Raw genomic sequence first — 14,821 nt, 5'->3', positions numbered from 1 at the left:
AGGTCCTTTCGCGGCTGCCGCCCCTGCCAATGGCCGCCTGTTACATGCCGTTGGCGAAGGCGCCCTGGTTGAGGTCGATCGAGGCGCGTACCGGCTGCAGCGCCCGGGCGTACTTGGCGAGGATGTCCAGGGCGTAGTCGATGCGCTTGCGCAGGCGCTGGTCGTCCTCGCTGGCGGGCTGCGCCTCGTTCAGTACGGCCTCCACATGGCGCACGATCAGGTGTTCCGGCAGGTAGCAGAGGCGGCAGTTCTTGTAGCTGGAGGCGCGCAGTTCGCTGATCGGATAGGCGCCACCGATGCCGGAGGAAACCCCGACCAGTAGGCCCGGCTTGTGCCCCAGCTCGGCCTTGCCGGCATACAGGAAGAAGTTCTTCAGCGCCGGCGCGGCCATGCCGTTCCACTCGGGGGCGATCACCACCACGGCGTCGGCGCCCTGCAGCAGCGGCTGGTACTCGGCCCACGGGCCGTTGTCGTCGGCCGGCCAGAGCGGCAGGGGCTGCCGGCCGAGGTCGAGCACGGCGGTACTGCCCTCGCTACTCAGGCCCAGTTCGATCAGGCGCTGCCCCAGGTAACGGGCGACCTTGGCGGATTGGCTGTCAGTGCGGCTGGAGCCGGCGAGCAGAACGATATTCAGCATGCGGTGGATCTCGGCAGGGGAAGGTGGCGGCAGAGGCTAGCGGGCGCCCTACGCCGGGGCAAGGGCCTCGGCGCCAGGCGCAGGGACGGTAGGCGTCAACCTGGCGCCATTGCGGCGCCAGGGTCTGGCGATCAGACGCGGAACTGGTCCATCAGGCCTTGCTGATGGTTGGCCAGGCTGTTCAGCGACTGGCTGACCCGGGCCGATTCCTCGGCCTGGCCGGAGAGGGTCTCGGTGACATCGCGGATGCTCGCCACGTTGCGGTTGATCTCCTCGGCCACCGCGCTCTGTTCTTCGGCGGCGCTGGCGATCTGCAGGTTCATGTCGCTGATCACGCTCACCGCGTCACCGATGCGGCGCAGCGCGCCGACCGCCTGTTCGACCTGCTCGACGCTGCCCTGGGCCTGCTTGTGGCTGCTGTGCATGGAGCCGACCACCTCGCGGGTGCCGTGTTGCAGGCCCTCGATCACCTGGCGGATTTCCTCCACCGAGTCCTGGGTGCGCTTGGCCAGGTTGCGTACCTCGTCGGCCACCACGGCGAAGCCGCGCCCGGCCTCGCCGGCGCGCGCGGCCTCGATGGCGGCGTTGAGCGCCAGCAGGTTGGTCTGCTCGGCAATTGCGCGGATCACCTCCAGCACCGAACCGATCTGTTCGCTGCTGCTGGCCAGGCCTTCGACTTCCTGCATGGCCGCGCTCAGTTCGCCGGCCAACTGCTCGATGGACAGGGTGGTGCGGTCGATCACCGCCAGCCCCTCGCGGGTGGCCGCATCGGCGCCGCGGGCGGCGTCGGCGGCCTGCGAGGCGCTGTTGGCGACGTCATGGGCGGTGGCGCTCATCTCCTGGGAGGCGGTGGCCACCTGGTCGACTTCGCGGAACTGCTGCTGCATGCCGGCGCTGGTCTGGCTGGCGATGGCGGCGGACTGGTCGGCGGTGTGGCGGGCGTCCTGCACGCTGTGTTTGACGTCGGCGATCACCGGCTGCAGCTTGTCGAGGAAGCGGTTGAACCAGCCGGCCAGGGTGCCCAGCTCGTCGGCCTTGGCGTAGTCGAGGCGGCGGGTCAGGTCACCTTCGCCGCTGGCGATGTTCTGCAGCATGGCGGCCACCTGGAGAATCGGCCGGGTCACGCCGCGGGCGGTCAGCCACATCAGCAGCGCGCCGAGCAGGATGGCGATCAGGGCCAGGACCAGGGACATCAGGGTGTCGCCGGTACGCTGTGCGTCCAGCTGTTTTTCCAGCTCATGGGCCGGGCCGAGCAGGGTGTCCATCGGCACTTCGAGCAGCACGCCCCAGGGCTTGCTCTGCGGGATCGGCAGCAGCGGTTCGAGCACGCGCAGCATGCTGCCCTGTTCGCTGTACTGGGCCTTGCCGCTGTCGACCATGCGCTTGAGCTCGCTGCCATGCTCGGGGTAGCCGCTGGCCACGGGCTTGCCGAGCATGCCCGCGTCGCGGCTGTGGCCGGCGAGCAGGCCCGCCGGGCTGATGATGCTGACCTGGCCCTGGCCGTCGTACAGCTCCTGGCTGGCCTTGGCGCTGAGCTGCTGCAGGCTGGCCAGGCTGATGTCCACGCCGAGCACGCCGATCACCTTGCCGTTCTGTTCGAGGGGGAAGGCGATGCTGGTCATCAGCACCTGCTGGCCGTTGATCTCGTCGTAATAGGGGTCGAGCACGCAGGCCCTGCGGCCGTCGCGCGGGCAGGTGTACCAGGCGTTGTAGGGCGTGCCGCTGGGGCCGGCGGTGGTGTCGTTGAGCATTTCCTCGCTCAAGGCCTCGGATTCCAGGGTGCCGGGCGTGCTCTGCGACCAGTAGAGGGCGAAGCGGCCGCTGTCATTGCTGCCCAGTTCGGCCTGACTGGCGAACAGCTCGTCTTTGCCATCCAGGGCGTTGGCCTCGAACACAACATAGAGGCCGAGCAGGTCGGGGTTGGCCTCCAGGGCGGTGCGCACTTGGCGGGTCAGGTCTTCACGCAGATCGAAGGCATCCAGAAAGCGTTTTTCCGCCTGGTCCTTGAGGAACAGCACCTGGCGCGAGAAGCCCTTGCCGTACTGGTAGGCGTCCATGAAGTAGCGCTGGATGCGGATGCCTTGCAGCTCGCCGCGGGCGGCCATGCGCAGGCGCGCCGACTCGTCCAGCATCCGGCTGCTGGACGCCTTGACCAGCTCGGCGCTGCGCGTGGACTGGAACAGCGAGGCGCCGACCAGCAGCGTCACGATGGCCAGCAGGCAGAGGCCGGCGAGCAGGGTGATTTTCCATTGGATGGACAGGCTACGGGACTGCATTGGCGAGGGTCCTTATCAGTTCAGACTTCTAGCCCCAGATCGGTGCGCAGGGTGCGGGCTTGATCCGCAATGCGGCGAAATAGGCGGCTACATGAGCTTCATATTGAGCAGCTGAAAGCAGTAGCAAGAATTATGCACAGGTCGCTCAGTATTCTGCACGTTTTTACTTTTGACAGAAGCTGACCCATCGGGCAGAGTGCTGCGCTTTTTTCTGGGCTTGCGGGCCTGCTTTATCGTCCTGATGGGAGCAAGTCATGAACGCAGTTGTGGCCGCAGTCGGCATCATGCTGGTCCTCAGCCTGTGCCGGGTGCATGTGGTGGTAGCACTGATCATCGGTGCCCTGGTCGGCGGCCTGTTCGGTGGTCTGGGGATCGAGGGGGCGCTGGCCGCCTTCAACAAGGGCTTGGGGGCCGGTGCTACCGTGGCGCTGTCCTATGCGCTGCTCGGCGCCTTTGCCGTGGCCATCGCCAAGTCGGGCCTGGCCCATGCCCTGGCCGACAAGGCCCTGGCTCTGGTCGGGCGCAACCACGAGAAAGGCGCCAGCGAGGTGAAGTGGCTGCTGGTCGGCCTCCTGCTGGCGGTATCGGTGTCGTCGCAGAACATCCTGCCGATCCATATCGCCTTCATCCCGCTGCTGGTTCCGCCGCTGTTGTATGTGCTGACCAAGCTGCAGATCGACCGCCGGCTGATTGCCTGTGTGATCACCTTCGGCCTGATCACCCCCTACATGTTTTTGCCGGTGGGTTTCGGCGGGATTTTCCTCAACGACATCCTCCTGGCCAACGTGGTCAAGGGCGGGGTCGACGTGGCGGGCGTCAACGTCACCGAGGCCATGCTGATCCCGGCCATCGGCATGCTGTTCGGCCTGCTCGTCGCGGTGTTCTTCAGCTACCGCAAGAAGCGCGTCTACGACCTGGAGAAGATCGAGCAGGCCGAGCAGGTCCGCGTGGTCTACAACCCGCTGAGCCTGCTGGTGGCGGCCGTGGCCGTGGCCGCGGCGTTCGTCGTGCAGCTGTGGCTGGACTCGATGATCATCGGCGCGCTGGTTGGCTTCGTGATCTTCTCCGTATCCGGCGTGGTGCGCTGGAAAGAGGCCGATGACCTGTTCACCGAAGGCATGAAGATGATGGCCATGATCGGCTTCATCATGATCGCCGCCCAGGGTTTTGCCGAGGTGATGAATGCCACCGGCGACGTGAAGACCCTGGTGGACGCCTCCACGGCCTGGATCGGCAACAGCAAGGCCATGGGCGCGCTGCTGATGCTGCTGGTCGGCCTGCTGGTGACCATGGGCATCGGTTCGTCCTTCTCCACCGTGCCGATCATCGCCGCGATCTTCGTGCCGCTGGGCGTGCAGCTGGGCTTCAGCCCGCTGGCCATCGTCAGCATCATCGGCACCGCCGGCGCCCTCGGCGACGCCGGTTCGCCGGCCTCCGACTCGACCCTCGGGCCGACCTCCGGGCTCAACGTTGACGGCCAGCACAACCATGTCTGGGACAGCGTGGTGCCGACCTTCCTGCACTACAACCTGCCGCTGCTGGCCTTCGGCTGGGTCGCGGCCATGGTGCTGTAACCAGGGCATCTGCACGGGGGCAGGGGCCAAGTCGGAATCCGCGCCCTTGGTGAACCGAGTTGCAGGCCGATGAGCAACGCGCCGCTCAAGCGCAGCAGTGCCGTGGCGGTCGATCCGGGCACCCGGGTGGGCCAGTTGCTTAGTTGAGGTAAGCGAGTTGTGAGGAGGGCGCCTGCGGGCGCCCTTTTTCATGGGCGCGAATCGCGGCTGAAGTCACTCCATACGCTGAACGCCTTTGCAGGAGCGGCTTCAGCCACGAATCGCTGCCGCCCGGGCGAATCACTTTCTGCACAGACAAAAAACCCGGCCTGGGCCGGGTTCTTCGCAGCGCTTGGCGCTTCAGGGGGCGATGGCCACCAGACCTGCCTGCTGCACCAGTTCCAGCAGCGGTTGCGGGTAGACGCCGAGGAAGAAGGCCAGCACGGCCACGAACAGCAGCATGATGCCACCGGCGTGCTGGGCCCAGTGCATGTCGGCATCGTGGCGACGCAGGTTGGGCTGGACCAGGAACAGGGTGACCATCACCCGCAGGTAATAGAACACGCCGATGGCGCTACCCAGCACCAGCGTGCCGAGCAGCCACCACAGCTGGCCCTGGACGCCTGCGGCGACCACGTAGAACTTGCCGATGAAGCCGGCCGTCAGCGGGATGCCGGCCAGCGACAGCATCATCACGGTGAGCACGGCGGTCAGGTACGGACGCCGCCAGAACAGGCCGCGGTACTCGTACAGGGCGTCGCAATCGCGGCCACTGTAGGGCGTCGACATCAGGGTGATCACGCCGAACGCGCCCAGGCTGGTCAGCACGTAGGTGGCCAGGTACACGCCGACCGCTTCCACGGCCAGGCCCTTGCTGGCGATCAGGGCCACCAGCAGGTAGCCGAAGTGGGCGATCGAGGAGTAACCGAGCAGGCGCTTGATGTTGCTCTGCAGCAGGGCCAGCAGGTTGCCGAACAGGATCGAGGCGATGGCGATCACCGTCAGCAGCTCGTTCAGCCAGCCGCCGGAGGTGACCGGGGAGATCTGGTACAGACGCAGCAGCACGGCGAACACCGCCACCTTGCTGGCGGTGGCCAGGAAGGCCGCCACCGGCGCCGGGGCGCCTTCGTAGACGTCCGGGGTCCACAGGTGGAAGGGCACCAGCGACAGCTTGAAGGCCAGGCCGACCAGCATCATGCCGATGCCGATCTGCGCGATCAGGCTCGGCAGGCCGTTGGCCGCCAGCTTGCTGCCGATCCCGGCGAAGCTCAGGCTGCCGGCCTCGCCATACAGCAGGGCCATGCCGAACAGGAGGAAGGCCGAACCGGCCGCCGACAGCACCATGTACTTGATGCCGGCTTCCAGCGAACGCTTGTTGAAGAAGGCGTAGGCGATCATCCCGTAGGTCGGTACCGACAGCAGCTCCAGGCCGATGAACAGGCCGGCCAGATGCTGGGCGCTGACCAGCACCAGGCCGCCGGCGGCGGACAGCAGCATCAGCAGGTACAGCTCTTCGCGGTTGCCCGGATAGCCCTTGCCCGAATCGCCACCCAGGTAGGCGTGGATCAGCGTCACGCAGGCCAGGGTCGCGGCCAGCACCAGGGCCATGTAGTAGCAGGCGAAGTTGTCCACCAGCAGCAGCGGGGTGACTTGCAGCGGGGTGACCTTGAGCGCCGGCAGCAGCGACAGCAGGGCCAGGTTGAGGCCCAGTACCGACAGGCCGTAGGTCCAGCTGTGGTTGCGTTTCCAGGCGATCGCCAGCATCACCACAACGATGGTGGCACTGGTGATCAGCAGGGGTAGCAGGGCGATGAAGTGTTGAGTCGTCAGTTGCATAGCTCTGCTTACCGGGCCGAAACGAGTTGATTGAGAGCGCTACCCAGCCACTGCTGCACACCGGACATGGTGGCGGCGGAGGTGTCGAGCACCGGCTGCGGGTAGACGCCAAGCAGGATCAGCAGCGCCGCCAGGCCCAGCACCATGAGCAGCTCGCGCGGCTTCAGGCCCTGCAGGACGGTATCCGCCTTGGCCGGGCCGAAGTAGGCGCGGTGGATCATGATCAGCGAGTAAACCGAACCGAACACCAGGCCGGTGGCGGCCAGCACGGTGACCCAGGGCGCGGCCTGGAAGCTGCCGACCAGGATCAGGAACTCGCCGACGAAGTTGCCGGTGCCCGGCAGGCCCAGGGCGGCGGCGGCGAAGAACAGGCTCACCGCAGGCAGCCAGGGCATGCGCGCCCAGATGCCGCCCATCTCGCGCATGTCGCGGGTGTGCAGGCGCTCATACAGCTGGCCGCAGAGGATGAACAGCGCCGCCGCGGACAGGCCGTGGGCCAGCATCTGCACCACCGCGCCCTGCAGGGCGATCTGGCTGCCGGAGTAGATGGCGATCAGCACGAAGCCCATGTGCGAGACGCTGGAGAAGGCCACCAGGCGCTTGATGTCGGTCTGCGCGAAGGACAGCAGGGCACCGTAGACGATGGCGAACACGCCGAGCCACTGGGCGATCGGCGCGAACTCGGCCGAGGCGTTGGGGAACAGCGGCAGGGCGAAGCGCATCATGCCGTAGGCGGCGGTCTTCAGCAGGATGCCGGCCAGGTCCACCGAACCGGCGGTCGGCGCCTGGGCGTGGGCGTCCGGCAGCCAGGAGTGGAACGGCACCACCGGGAACTTCACCGCGAAGGCGATGAAGAAGCCGAGCATCAGCAGGTACTCGGTGCCGGCGCTCATCTGGGTCTTCAGCAGGTCGGCGTAGTTGAAGGTCAATACGCCGGTGCTGTTGTAGTGGACGAACACCAGGCCGAGGATCGCCACCAGCATGATCAGGCCGCTGGCCTGGGTGAAGATGAAGAACTTGGTGGCGGCGTAGATGCGGGTCTTGCCTTCGCTGCCGCTATGACCCCAGAGCGCGATGAGGAAGTACATCGGCACCAGCATCATTTCCCAGAAGAAGAAGAACAGGAACAGGTCGACGGCGAGGAACACGCCGACCACGCCGCCGAGGATCCACATCAGGTTGAGGTGGAAGAAGCCGACGCGGTTCTGGATCTCATTCCACGAGCATAGCACGGACAGCACGCCGAGCAGGCCGGTGAGGCTGATCATCAGCACCGACAGGCCGTCCAGCGCCAGGTGCACGCTGATGCCGAAACGCTCGATCCACTGCAGCTTGAACTCGGCCGCCCACACCGGATCGGCGCCGGGAGCCGGAGCCAGGGCGAAATTGCCGGTGGCCCACAGCCACAGGCCGAGGCCGAACAGCAGCACCATGCTGAGCAGGGCGATCCAGCGCGGCAGGGTGTTGCCGAAGCGCTCGCACAGCCAGCACAGCAGGCCGCCGATGAAGGGGATCAGGATTAGCCAGGGCAGAATCATGACGGGCTATTTTCCTTAATTCAGAAACAGGAGGACGGCGAGCACCAGCACGGCGCCCCCGGCGATGGACGTGGCGTACCAGCGCACCTGACCGGTCTGGGCACGCGCCAGCACGGCGTTGCCGCCCCGCACCAGGCGCGGCACCAGGCCGATGCTGCGGTCGATCGGGTCACGCCCGAGCAGGCGGCAGATCAGCAGGTAGGGCTGCACGAACAACTTGTCGTAGAGCCAGTCGAAGCCCCAGGCGGCGAACCACCAGGCCGACAGGAAGCGTCCGGGGGCGCTCTGCGCCACGGCACCGACCAGGCTGCGCTTGCCGAGGAACAGCAGGGCGGCCAGGAGGATGCCGGCGATGGCGATGGCGCCCGAGGCGATTTCCAGACCGTGCTGGGCTTCGCCACCGGCATGGCCGACGCTCTGCGGCAGCACGCCGGCCAGCGGCGGGGAGATTAGTGCGCCGATGAAGGTCGACAGCACGATCAGCACCACCAGCGGCAGCCAGTGGGCCACGCCATGACCGGCATGGGCCTCGGTCTGCTGCTCGCCGTGGAAGGCGATGAAGATCAGGCGGAAGGTGTACAGCGAGGTCATGAAGGCACCGACCAGGCCGGCGTACAGCAGCTCCTGGTGACCGCTGGCGAAGGCTTCCCAGAGGATCTCATCCTTGGAATAGAAGCCGGCGGTGATCAGCGGCAGGGCGGCCAGGGCGGCACCGCCGACGATGAAGCTGGCATAGGCCAGTGGCAGCTTCTTCCACAGGCCGCCCATCTTGAAGATGTTCTGCTCGTGGTGGCAGGCATTGATCACCGCACCGGAAGCGAGGAACAGCAGGGCCTTGAAGAAGGCGTGGGTCATCAGGTGGAAGATCGCCGCGTCCCAGGCCTGCACGCCGAGGGCGAGGAACATGTAGCCGATCTGGCTCATGGTCGAGTAGGCGAGGATGCGCTTGATGTCGGTCTGCACCAGGGCGGCGAAGCCGGCCAGGACCAGGGTCACGCCGCCGACTATGCCGACCAGCTCGAGGATGTCCGGGGTCAGCAGGAACAGGCCGTGGGTACGGGCGATCAGGTAGACGCCGGCGGTGACCATGGTCGCCGCGTGGATCAGCGCGGACACCGGGGTCGGGCCGGCCATGGCGTCGGCCAGCCAGGTCTGCAGCGGCAGCTGGGCGGACTTGCCGACCGCGCCGCCGAGCAGCATCAGGGTGGCGATCCACAGCCAGCTGTCGCCGGCCACGTACTTCTGCGGCGCCAGCACCATCAGCTCCTGGATGTTCAGGGTGCCGAGGTGGAGGAACAGGATGAACAGGCCGATGGCCATGAACACGTCGCCGACGCGGGTGACGATAAAGGCCTTGAGGGCGGCATTACCGTTGGGCACGTGCTTGAAGTAGAAGCCGATCAGCAGGTAGGAGCACAGGCCCACGCCTTCCCAGCCGAAGTACAGCACCAGCAGGTTGTCGCCCAGCACCAGCATCAGCATGCTGAAGATGAACAGGTTGGTGTAGGCGAAGAAGCGCGAGTAACCCTCTTCACCGCGCATGTACCAGCTGGCGAACAGGTGGATCAGGAAGCCGACGCCGGTGACCACGCCGAGCATGGTCAGCGACAGGCCGTCCAGGTACAGGGTGAAGCTGGGCTGGAACGCGCCGACCGACATCCATTGCCACAGCACCTGGGTAAACACGCCATTGGCTGGTGGGTTGAGGTTGAACTGCAGTATCACCCAGGCGGCGCTGAGCGCCGACAGGCCGACCGAGCCGACGCCGATCAGGGCGGACAGGTTCTCGGACAGACGACCACGGGAGAAGGCCAGGAGGAACCAGCCGAGCAGGGGGAACAGGCAAGTCAGGAATAGAAGATTCATCCGCGCATCTCGCTGGCAGCGTCGATATCGAGGGTGTGGAAGCGGCGATACAGCTGCAGCAGGATCGCCAGGCCGATGCTGGCCTCGGCGGCTGCCAGGGTGATCACCAGAATGAACATGATCTGCCCGTCGGCCTGCACCCAGCGGCTGCCGGCGACCACGAAGGCCAGGGCGGTAGCGTTCATCATCACTTCCAGGCTCATCAGTACGAACAGGATGTTGCGCCGTACCATCAGGCCGATCAGGCCGAGGCTGAACAGCACGCCGGCCAGGGCCAGGCCGTGCTCCATGGGAATCGCATTCATGGCGTTAGATCCTTAGCTTCGTGGCGGCCCAGGTGGTAGGCGGCGACCAGCGCGGCGAGCAGCAGCATGGAGGCCAGTTCGACGGCCAGCAGGTAGGGGCCGAACAGGGCGATGCCGACCGCCTTGGCGTCGACCGTGACCAGGCCGATCGAGGCACCGCTAGGCGCCTGGAACAGCCCGTACAGCAGCTGGCCGAGGAGCAGGGCGGAAAGAATGGCCGGACCGGTCCAGATGCCGGGCTTGAGCCACTTGCGTTCCTGCTCGGCGGCCGCCGGGCCGAGGTTGAGCATCATCACCACGAAGACGAACAGCACCATGATGGCGCCGGCGTAGACGATGATCTCCAGGGCGCCGGCAAAGGGCGCGCCGAGGGCGAAGAAGGTCATGGCCACGGCGAGCAGCGAGACGATCAGGTACAGCAGGGCGTGCACCGGGTTGGTGTTGGTGATCACCCGCAGGGTCGAAGCCACGGCAACCCCCGCGGCGAAGTAGAAAGCGAATTCCATCGTTCGTCCTTAGGGCAGCAGGCCTTTCACGTTGATCGGCTCGGCCTCGTTCTGCGCGGCGCCTTTCGGCTTGCCGGCAATGGCCATACCGGCGACGCGGTAGAAGTTGTAGTCCGGGTTCTTGCCCGGGCCGCTGATGAGCAGGTCTTCCTTCTCGTACACCAGGTCCTGGCGCTTGAACTCGCCCATCTCGAAATCCGGGGTGAGCTGGATCGCGGTGGTCGGGCAGGCTTCTTCGCACAGGCCGCAGAAGATGCAGCGCGAGAAGTTGATGCGGAAGAAGTCCGGGTACCAGCGGCCGTCCGGGGTTTCGGCCTTCTGCAGGGAGATGCAGCCGACCGGGCAGGCCACGGCGCACAGGTTGCAGGCCACGCAGCGTTCCTCGCCGTCGGGGTCGCGGGTCAGGACGATGCGCCCGCGGTAGCGCGGCGGCAGGTAGACCGGTTCTTCCGGGTATTGCAGGGTATCGCGTTTGCGGAAGCCGTGACCGAACACCATCACCAGGCTGCGCAGTTGGGTAAAGGTGCCGTGCACCACTTCCCAGATGTACTTGAGCATTGTGTGTTTCTCCTTACTGGGCCGAGGCCAGCACGAGCGCGCCGGTCACCAGCAGGTTGATCAGGGTCAGCGGCAGGCAGAACTTCCAGCTGAAGGCCATCACCTGGTCATAGCGCGGGCGCGGGATGGAGGCGCGCAGCAGGATGAACAGCATGATGAAGAAGCCGGTCTTCAGGGCGAACCAGAAGAACGGGATCTGCGGCAGGATGCCGAACGGCCCGTGCCAGCCACCGAAGAACAGGGTTACCAGCAGGGCGGAAATGGTCACGATGCCGACGTATTCGCCGACGAAGAACATGCCCCATTTCATCCCGGCGTATTCGATGTGGTAACCGTCGGCCAGCTCCTGCTCCGCTTCCGGCTGGTCGAAGGGGTGACGGTGAGTCACGGCCACGCCAGCGATGAAGAAGGTACAGAAGCCGAAGAACTGCGGAATGATGAACCACAGGTTTTCGGCCTGGTAGTCGACGATGTCGCGCATGTTGAACGAGCCGACCTGGGCGACAATGCCCATCAGCGCCAGGGCCAGGAACACCTCGTAGGATACGGTCTGCGCCGAGGCGCGCAGGGCGCCGAGCAGGGCGAACTTGTTGTTGCTCGACCAGCCGGCGAACAGCACGGCATACACCGACAGGCCGGCCATGGCGAAGAAGAACAGGATGCCGATGTTGAGGTCCGCGACATACCAGGTCGGAGTGACCGGGATGATGGCGAAGGCCATCAGCATGGCAGCGAAGGCGATCATCGGCGCCAGGATGAAGATGAACTTGTCGGCGAACGGCGGGGTCCAGTCCTCCTTGAAGAACATCTTGATCATGTCGGCGGCGATCTGGAACATGCCGAACGGACCGACCCGGTTGGGGCCGTAGCGATCCTGCCACCAGCCGAGCAGGCGGCGTTCGACGAAGCTCAGCAGCGCGCCGCAGACCACCACGGCGAGCAGGATGACGATGGCCTTGAACACCGCGATGATCACGTCCACCACTTCAGGCGTGAGCCAGTTCATTGTGCGGCCTCCTGAACGCCAGTCACCACGGCGCCGGCGATGACCGGCGGGATGCCCGGCAGACCGACCGGCAGGCCGACCAGGCCGATGGCCAGCTCTTCGTCGATCTGCAGCGGCAGGCGCAGGGCCTGGCCGCCCACGTTCAGGCTGAGCAGGGCGCCGTCATTCGCGCCCAGGCGCGCGGCCTCGGCCTTGGCCAGGGCCACGTAGGGCTGCGGGATGCGTTCCTGCAGCGGGGCGGCGCGCGACGAGGTTTCCTCGCTGCCGAACAGGTGGTGCAGCGGCACGGCCTGCAGGGTACCCGGCGCCGGATTGAACGCCGCGGGTACGCCGAACCAGGCGAGGCTGGCGCCCTTGGCTTCGATCAGGCGCACGCCCGGATCGCCGGCACGCAGATGGCCGCCGACTTCGTCCTGGAACTTGTTCCAGGCCTGCGGCGAGTTCCAGCCCGGCGACCAGGCGAACGGAATCTGCTGACGGTCCTCGGCGCTGCCGGCATAGCCTTCCATGGAGAAGGCGAAGGCCGAGTCCGCATCCTGCGGCTGGCGCGGCTCGTGCACGCTGATGTTGGCGCGCATGGCGGTACGGCCGCTGTAGCGGTGCGGCTCACGCGCCAGCTTGAGGCCCTTGATGCGGAACGAGGCGCTCGGCGCGGCATCGCTGATGCCAGCCAGCACGCTGCTGCTGGCGGCACAGGCTGCGGTGACCTGGTCCAGCTGGGTCCAGTCCACGGCCTTGCCCTGCAGGGTGCTGTGCAGCGCATGCAGCCAGCGCCAGCCCTCGCGGACCAGGATGCTGCTGTCGTAGTAGCTCGGCTCGAACACCTGGAAGAAGCGCTGGGCACGGCCCTCGAAGCTGACCAGGGTGCCGTCGCCTTCGGCGAAGCTGGCAGCCGGCAGCACCAGGTCGGCCTTGGCGCTGGTGGCGGTCTGCTGATGGTCGGCGACTATCACCACCTTGGTCGCGGCCAGGGCGGCATCCACCTTGGCGGCGTCGGCGCGGCGGTACAGGTCGTTTTCCAGCACGATCAGGGCATCGGCCTGGCCGGCGCTGAGCGCGGCCAGGGCGGCGTCGACCGATTCGCCACCGAGCAGGACGGCGCCCATGCTGTTGGCTTCGGCGACGATCAGGCTGAGGGAGCCGTTCTTCTCGCGATTCTTCAGGGCGCCGGCGATGTTGGCGGCGGCCTCGATCAGCGCCTTGTTGCCCAGCGAGGCGCCGGAGACGACCAGCGGGCGCTTGGCATTCAGCAGGGCGTCGGCGATGCGCTGCACCAGCTGCGCGGCGTCGCTGTCCAGGCCGCTGACGGCCGGGGCGCTCGGGTCGATGGCGTGGGCCACGGCGAAGCCGAGGCGGGCCAGATCGTCGGGGGCGGCATGCACGCATTCGGCGGCGACGTCATCCAGGCGGGTGGCGGCGACGCTGGCGATGAACAGCGGGTGCAGGGCGTCCTGAGCGACGTTCTGCACGGCGGCCATGTGCCAGTCCTGGATCTTCATCGAGGCGGCGATTTCGGTGGCCTTGCCCTTGACCGCCTGGCGCAGGGCCAGGGCCAGGCGCGCGGCGGTCTGGGTCAGGTCTTCGCCGAGGACGAATACCGCGTCGTGGCTTTCCACCTCGCGCAGGGTCGGCACCGGCAGCGGGCCGTTCTGCAGGATGTCGCGGATCAGCCGGGTGTTTTCCAGCTCGCCGGCGGCGATGCCGCTGTAGTAGTTGCCGGCACCGACCAGTTCACGCAGGGCGAAATTGCTTTCCAGGCTGGCGCGTGGCGAGCCGATGCCGATCACGCGCTTGCCCTTGAGTAGTTCGGCGGCCTTGTCCAGCGCCGCGTCGATGCCCAGTGGCTGGCTGCCCTGCAGCGGTTGGCGCGGACGATCGCTGCGGTTGACGTAGCCGTAGCCGAAACGGCCGCGGTCGCAGAGGAAGTACTGGTTGACCGAGCCGTTGAAGCGGTTCTCGATGCGGCGGATCTCGCCGTAGCGCTCGCCGGGGCTGATGTTGCAGCCGGACGAGCAACCATGACAGATGCTCGGGGCGAACTGCATGTCCCACTTGCGGTTGTAGCGCTCGGAGTGGGTCTTGTCGGTGAACACGCCGGTCGGGCAGACCTCGACCAGGTTGCCGGAGAACTCGCTTTCCAGCGTGCCATCCTCGACGCGGCCGAAGTACACGTTGTCGTGGGCGCCGTAGACGCCCAGGTCGGTGCCGCCGGCGTAGTCCTTGTAGTAGCGCACGCAGCGGTAGCAGGCGATGCAGCGGTTCATTTCGTGGGAAATGAACGGGCCCAGCTGCTGGTTCTGGTGGGTGCGCTTGGTGAAACGGTACCGGCGCTGGTTGTGGCCGGTCATCACCGTCATGTCCTGCAGGTGGCAGTGACCGCCTTCCTCGCACACCGGGCAGTCGTGCGGGTGGTTGGTCATCAGCCACTCGACGACGCTGGCGCGGAACTGCTTGGCCTCTTCGTCGTCGATGCTGATCCAGGTCTTGTCGGTGGCCGGGGTCATGCAGGACATGACCAGGCGGCCGCGGGTGTCGTTCTCGTCGCTGTACTGCTTGACCGCGCATTGGCGGCAGGCGCCGACGCTACCGAGCGCCGGGTGCCAGCAGAAGTAGGGGATATCGAGCCCGAGGGACAGACAGGCCTGCAGCAGGTTGTCCGCACCGTCGACTTCGAAATCTTTGCCGTCTACGTGGATAGTGGCCATGGTTCAGGTTTCTTCTTACCCGCGTGAGCGGGCTT

Annotated in this window: 10 protein-coding genes and 2 pseudogenes; 1 reads left to right on the top strand and 11 read right to left on the bottom strand. The window is 66.4% G+C overall.

The window, feature by feature from the left end; genetic code table 11:
- Window positions 1–40: 40 nt before the first annotated feature.
- The 3 genes and pseudogenes from GV001_RS14055 to GV001_RS20395 all read right to left on the bottom strand — a co-directional run.
- Entirely contained in the window at window positions 41–637 is a 597-nt protein-coding gene (locus GV001_RS14055) for an NADPH-dependent FMN reductase (RefSeq protein ID WP_160080863.1), read from the bottom strand.
- A 131-nt stretch (window positions 638–768) separates the two neighbouring features.
- A pseudogene (locus GV001_RS20400) lies at window positions 769–1,278 on the bottom strand (methyl-accepting chemotaxis protein); the annotation flags it as partial.
- 348 nt (window positions 1,279–1,626) lie between these two features.
- Window positions 1,627–2,694: pseudogene (locus GV001_RS20395) on the bottom strand (HAMP domain-containing protein); the annotation flags it as partial.
- Window positions 2,695–3,167: 473 nt separating this feature from the next.
- Between GV001_RS20395 and GV001_RS14045 the strand changes: the two are divergent.
- Window positions 3,168–4,487, top strand: a complete 1,320-nt coding sequence (locus tag GV001_RS14045) for a Na+/H+ antiporter family protein (protein ID WP_160080859.1) — start codon at window positions 3,168–3,170, stop codon at window positions 4,485–4,487.
- 339 nt (window positions 4,488–4,826) lie between these two features.
- Here the strand turns inward: GV001_RS14045 and nuoN are convergent, their stop codons facing one another.
- Genes nuoN through nuoG form a run of 8 tightly spaced genes read right to left on the bottom strand, consistent with a single transcriptional unit; the run spans window position 4,827 to window position 14,786 of the window.
- Window positions 4,827–6,302: an NADH-quinone oxidoreductase subunit NuoN gene (nuoN, locus tag GV001_RS14040; protein WP_160080857.1), complete on the bottom strand. Its 1,476-nt coding sequence runs from the start codon at window positions 6,300–6,302 to the stop codon at window positions 4,827–4,829.
- 8 nt (window positions 6,303–6,310) lie between these two features.
- Entirely contained in the window at window positions 6,311–7,840 is a 1,530-nt protein-coding gene (nuoM, locus tag GV001_RS14035) for an NADH-quinone oxidoreductase subunit M (RefSeq protein ID WP_160080855.1), read from the bottom strand.
- A gap of 15 nt (window positions 7,841–7,855) precedes the next feature.
- Window positions 7,856–9,706, bottom strand: a complete 1,851-nt coding sequence (gene nuoL, locus GV001_RS14030; RefSeq protein WP_160080853.1) for an NADH-quinone oxidoreductase subunit L — start codon at window positions 9,704–9,706, stop codon at window positions 7,856–7,858.
- Window positions 9,703–10,011, bottom strand: coding sequence for an NADH-quinone oxidoreductase subunit NuoK (gene nuoK / locus GV001_RS14025; protein WP_160080851.1), 309 nt, complete (start codon window positions 10,009–10,011; stop codon window positions 9,703–9,705). Before nuoK ends, nuoL begins: the two co-directional genes overlap by 4 nt.
- Window positions 10,008–10,517, bottom strand: a complete 510-nt coding sequence (nuoJ, locus tag GV001_RS14020; protein ID WP_160080849.1) for an NADH-quinone oxidoreductase subunit J — start codon at window positions 10,515–10,517, stop codon at window positions 10,008–10,010. Before nuoJ ends, nuoK begins: the two co-directional genes overlap by 4 nt.
- A 9-nt stretch (window positions 10,518–10,526) precedes the next feature.
- Entirely contained in the window at window positions 10,527–11,075 is a 549-nt protein-coding gene (gene nuoI / locus GV001_RS14015; RefSeq protein WP_160080847.1) for an NADH-quinone oxidoreductase subunit NuoI, read from the bottom strand.
- Between the two features lie 13 nt (window positions 11,076–11,088).
- On the bottom strand, window positions 11,089–12,081 hold the full coding sequence (gene nuoH / locus GV001_RS14010) for an NADH-quinone oxidoreductase subunit NuoH (protein WP_160080845.1): 993 nt from the start codon (window positions 12,079–12,081) through the stop codon (window positions 11,089–11,091).
- On the bottom strand, window positions 12,078–14,786 hold the full coding sequence (nuoG, locus tag GV001_RS14005; RefSeq protein WP_160080843.1) for an NADH-quinone oxidoreductase subunit NuoG: 2,709 nt from the start codon (window positions 14,784–14,786) through the stop codon (window positions 12,078–12,080). The genes nuoH and nuoG overlap by 4 nt, the downstream gene beginning before the upstream one ends.
- Window positions 14,787–14,821 lie beyond the last annotated feature (35 nt).

The sequence above is a fragment of the Pseudomonas sp. 8AS genome (genome assembly GCF_902506505.1).
GTDB lineage: Bacteria > Pseudomonadota > Gammaproteobacteria > Pseudomonadales > Pseudomonadaceae > Aquipseudomonas.
Note: the sequence above shows the minus strand (reverse complement) of the source record. Positions and strands in the feature narration are given on the sequence as shown.

Excerpts from the sequence above, each read along its gene's own strand:
- nuoH (WP_160080845.1), bottom strand. The coding sequence starts at position 12,081 with ATGAACTGGCTCACGCCTGAAGTGGTGGACGTGATCATCGCGGTGTTC.
- nuoM (WP_160080855.1), bottom strand. The coding sequence starts at position 7,840 with ATGATTCTGCCCTGGCTAATCCTGATCCCCTTCATCGGCGGCCTGCTG.
- nuoL (WP_160080853.1), bottom strand. The coding sequence starts at position 9,706 with ATGAATCTTCTATTCCTGACTTGCCTGTTCCCCCTGCTCGGCTGGTTC.
- nuoJ (WP_160080849.1), bottom strand. The coding sequence starts at position 10,517 with ATGGAATTCGCTTTCTACTTCGCCGCGGGGGTTGCCGTGGCTTCGACC.
- nuoK (WP_160080851.1), bottom strand. The coding sequence starts at position 10,011 with ATGAATGCGATTCCCATGGAGCACGGCCTGGCCCTGGCCGGCGTGCTG.
- nuoI (WP_160080847.1), bottom strand. The coding sequence starts at position 11,075 with ATGCTCAAGTACATCTGGGAAGTGGTGCACGGCACCTTTACCCAACTG.
- GV001_RS14045 (WP_160080859.1), top strand. The coding sequence starts at position 3,168 with ATGAACGCAGTTGTGGCCGCAGTCGGCATCATGCTGGTCCTCAGCCTG.
- nuoN (WP_160080857.1), bottom strand. The coding sequence starts at position 6,302 with ATGCAACTGACGACTCAACACTTCATCGCCCTGCTACCCCTGCTGATC.
- nuoG (WP_160080843.1), bottom strand. The coding sequence starts at position 14,786 with ATGGCCACTATCCACGTAGACGGCAAAGATTTCGAAGTCGACGGTGCG.
- GV001_RS14055 (WP_160080863.1), bottom strand. The coding sequence starts at position 637 with ATGCTGAATATCGTTCTGCTCGCCGGCTCCAGCCGCACTGACAGCCAA.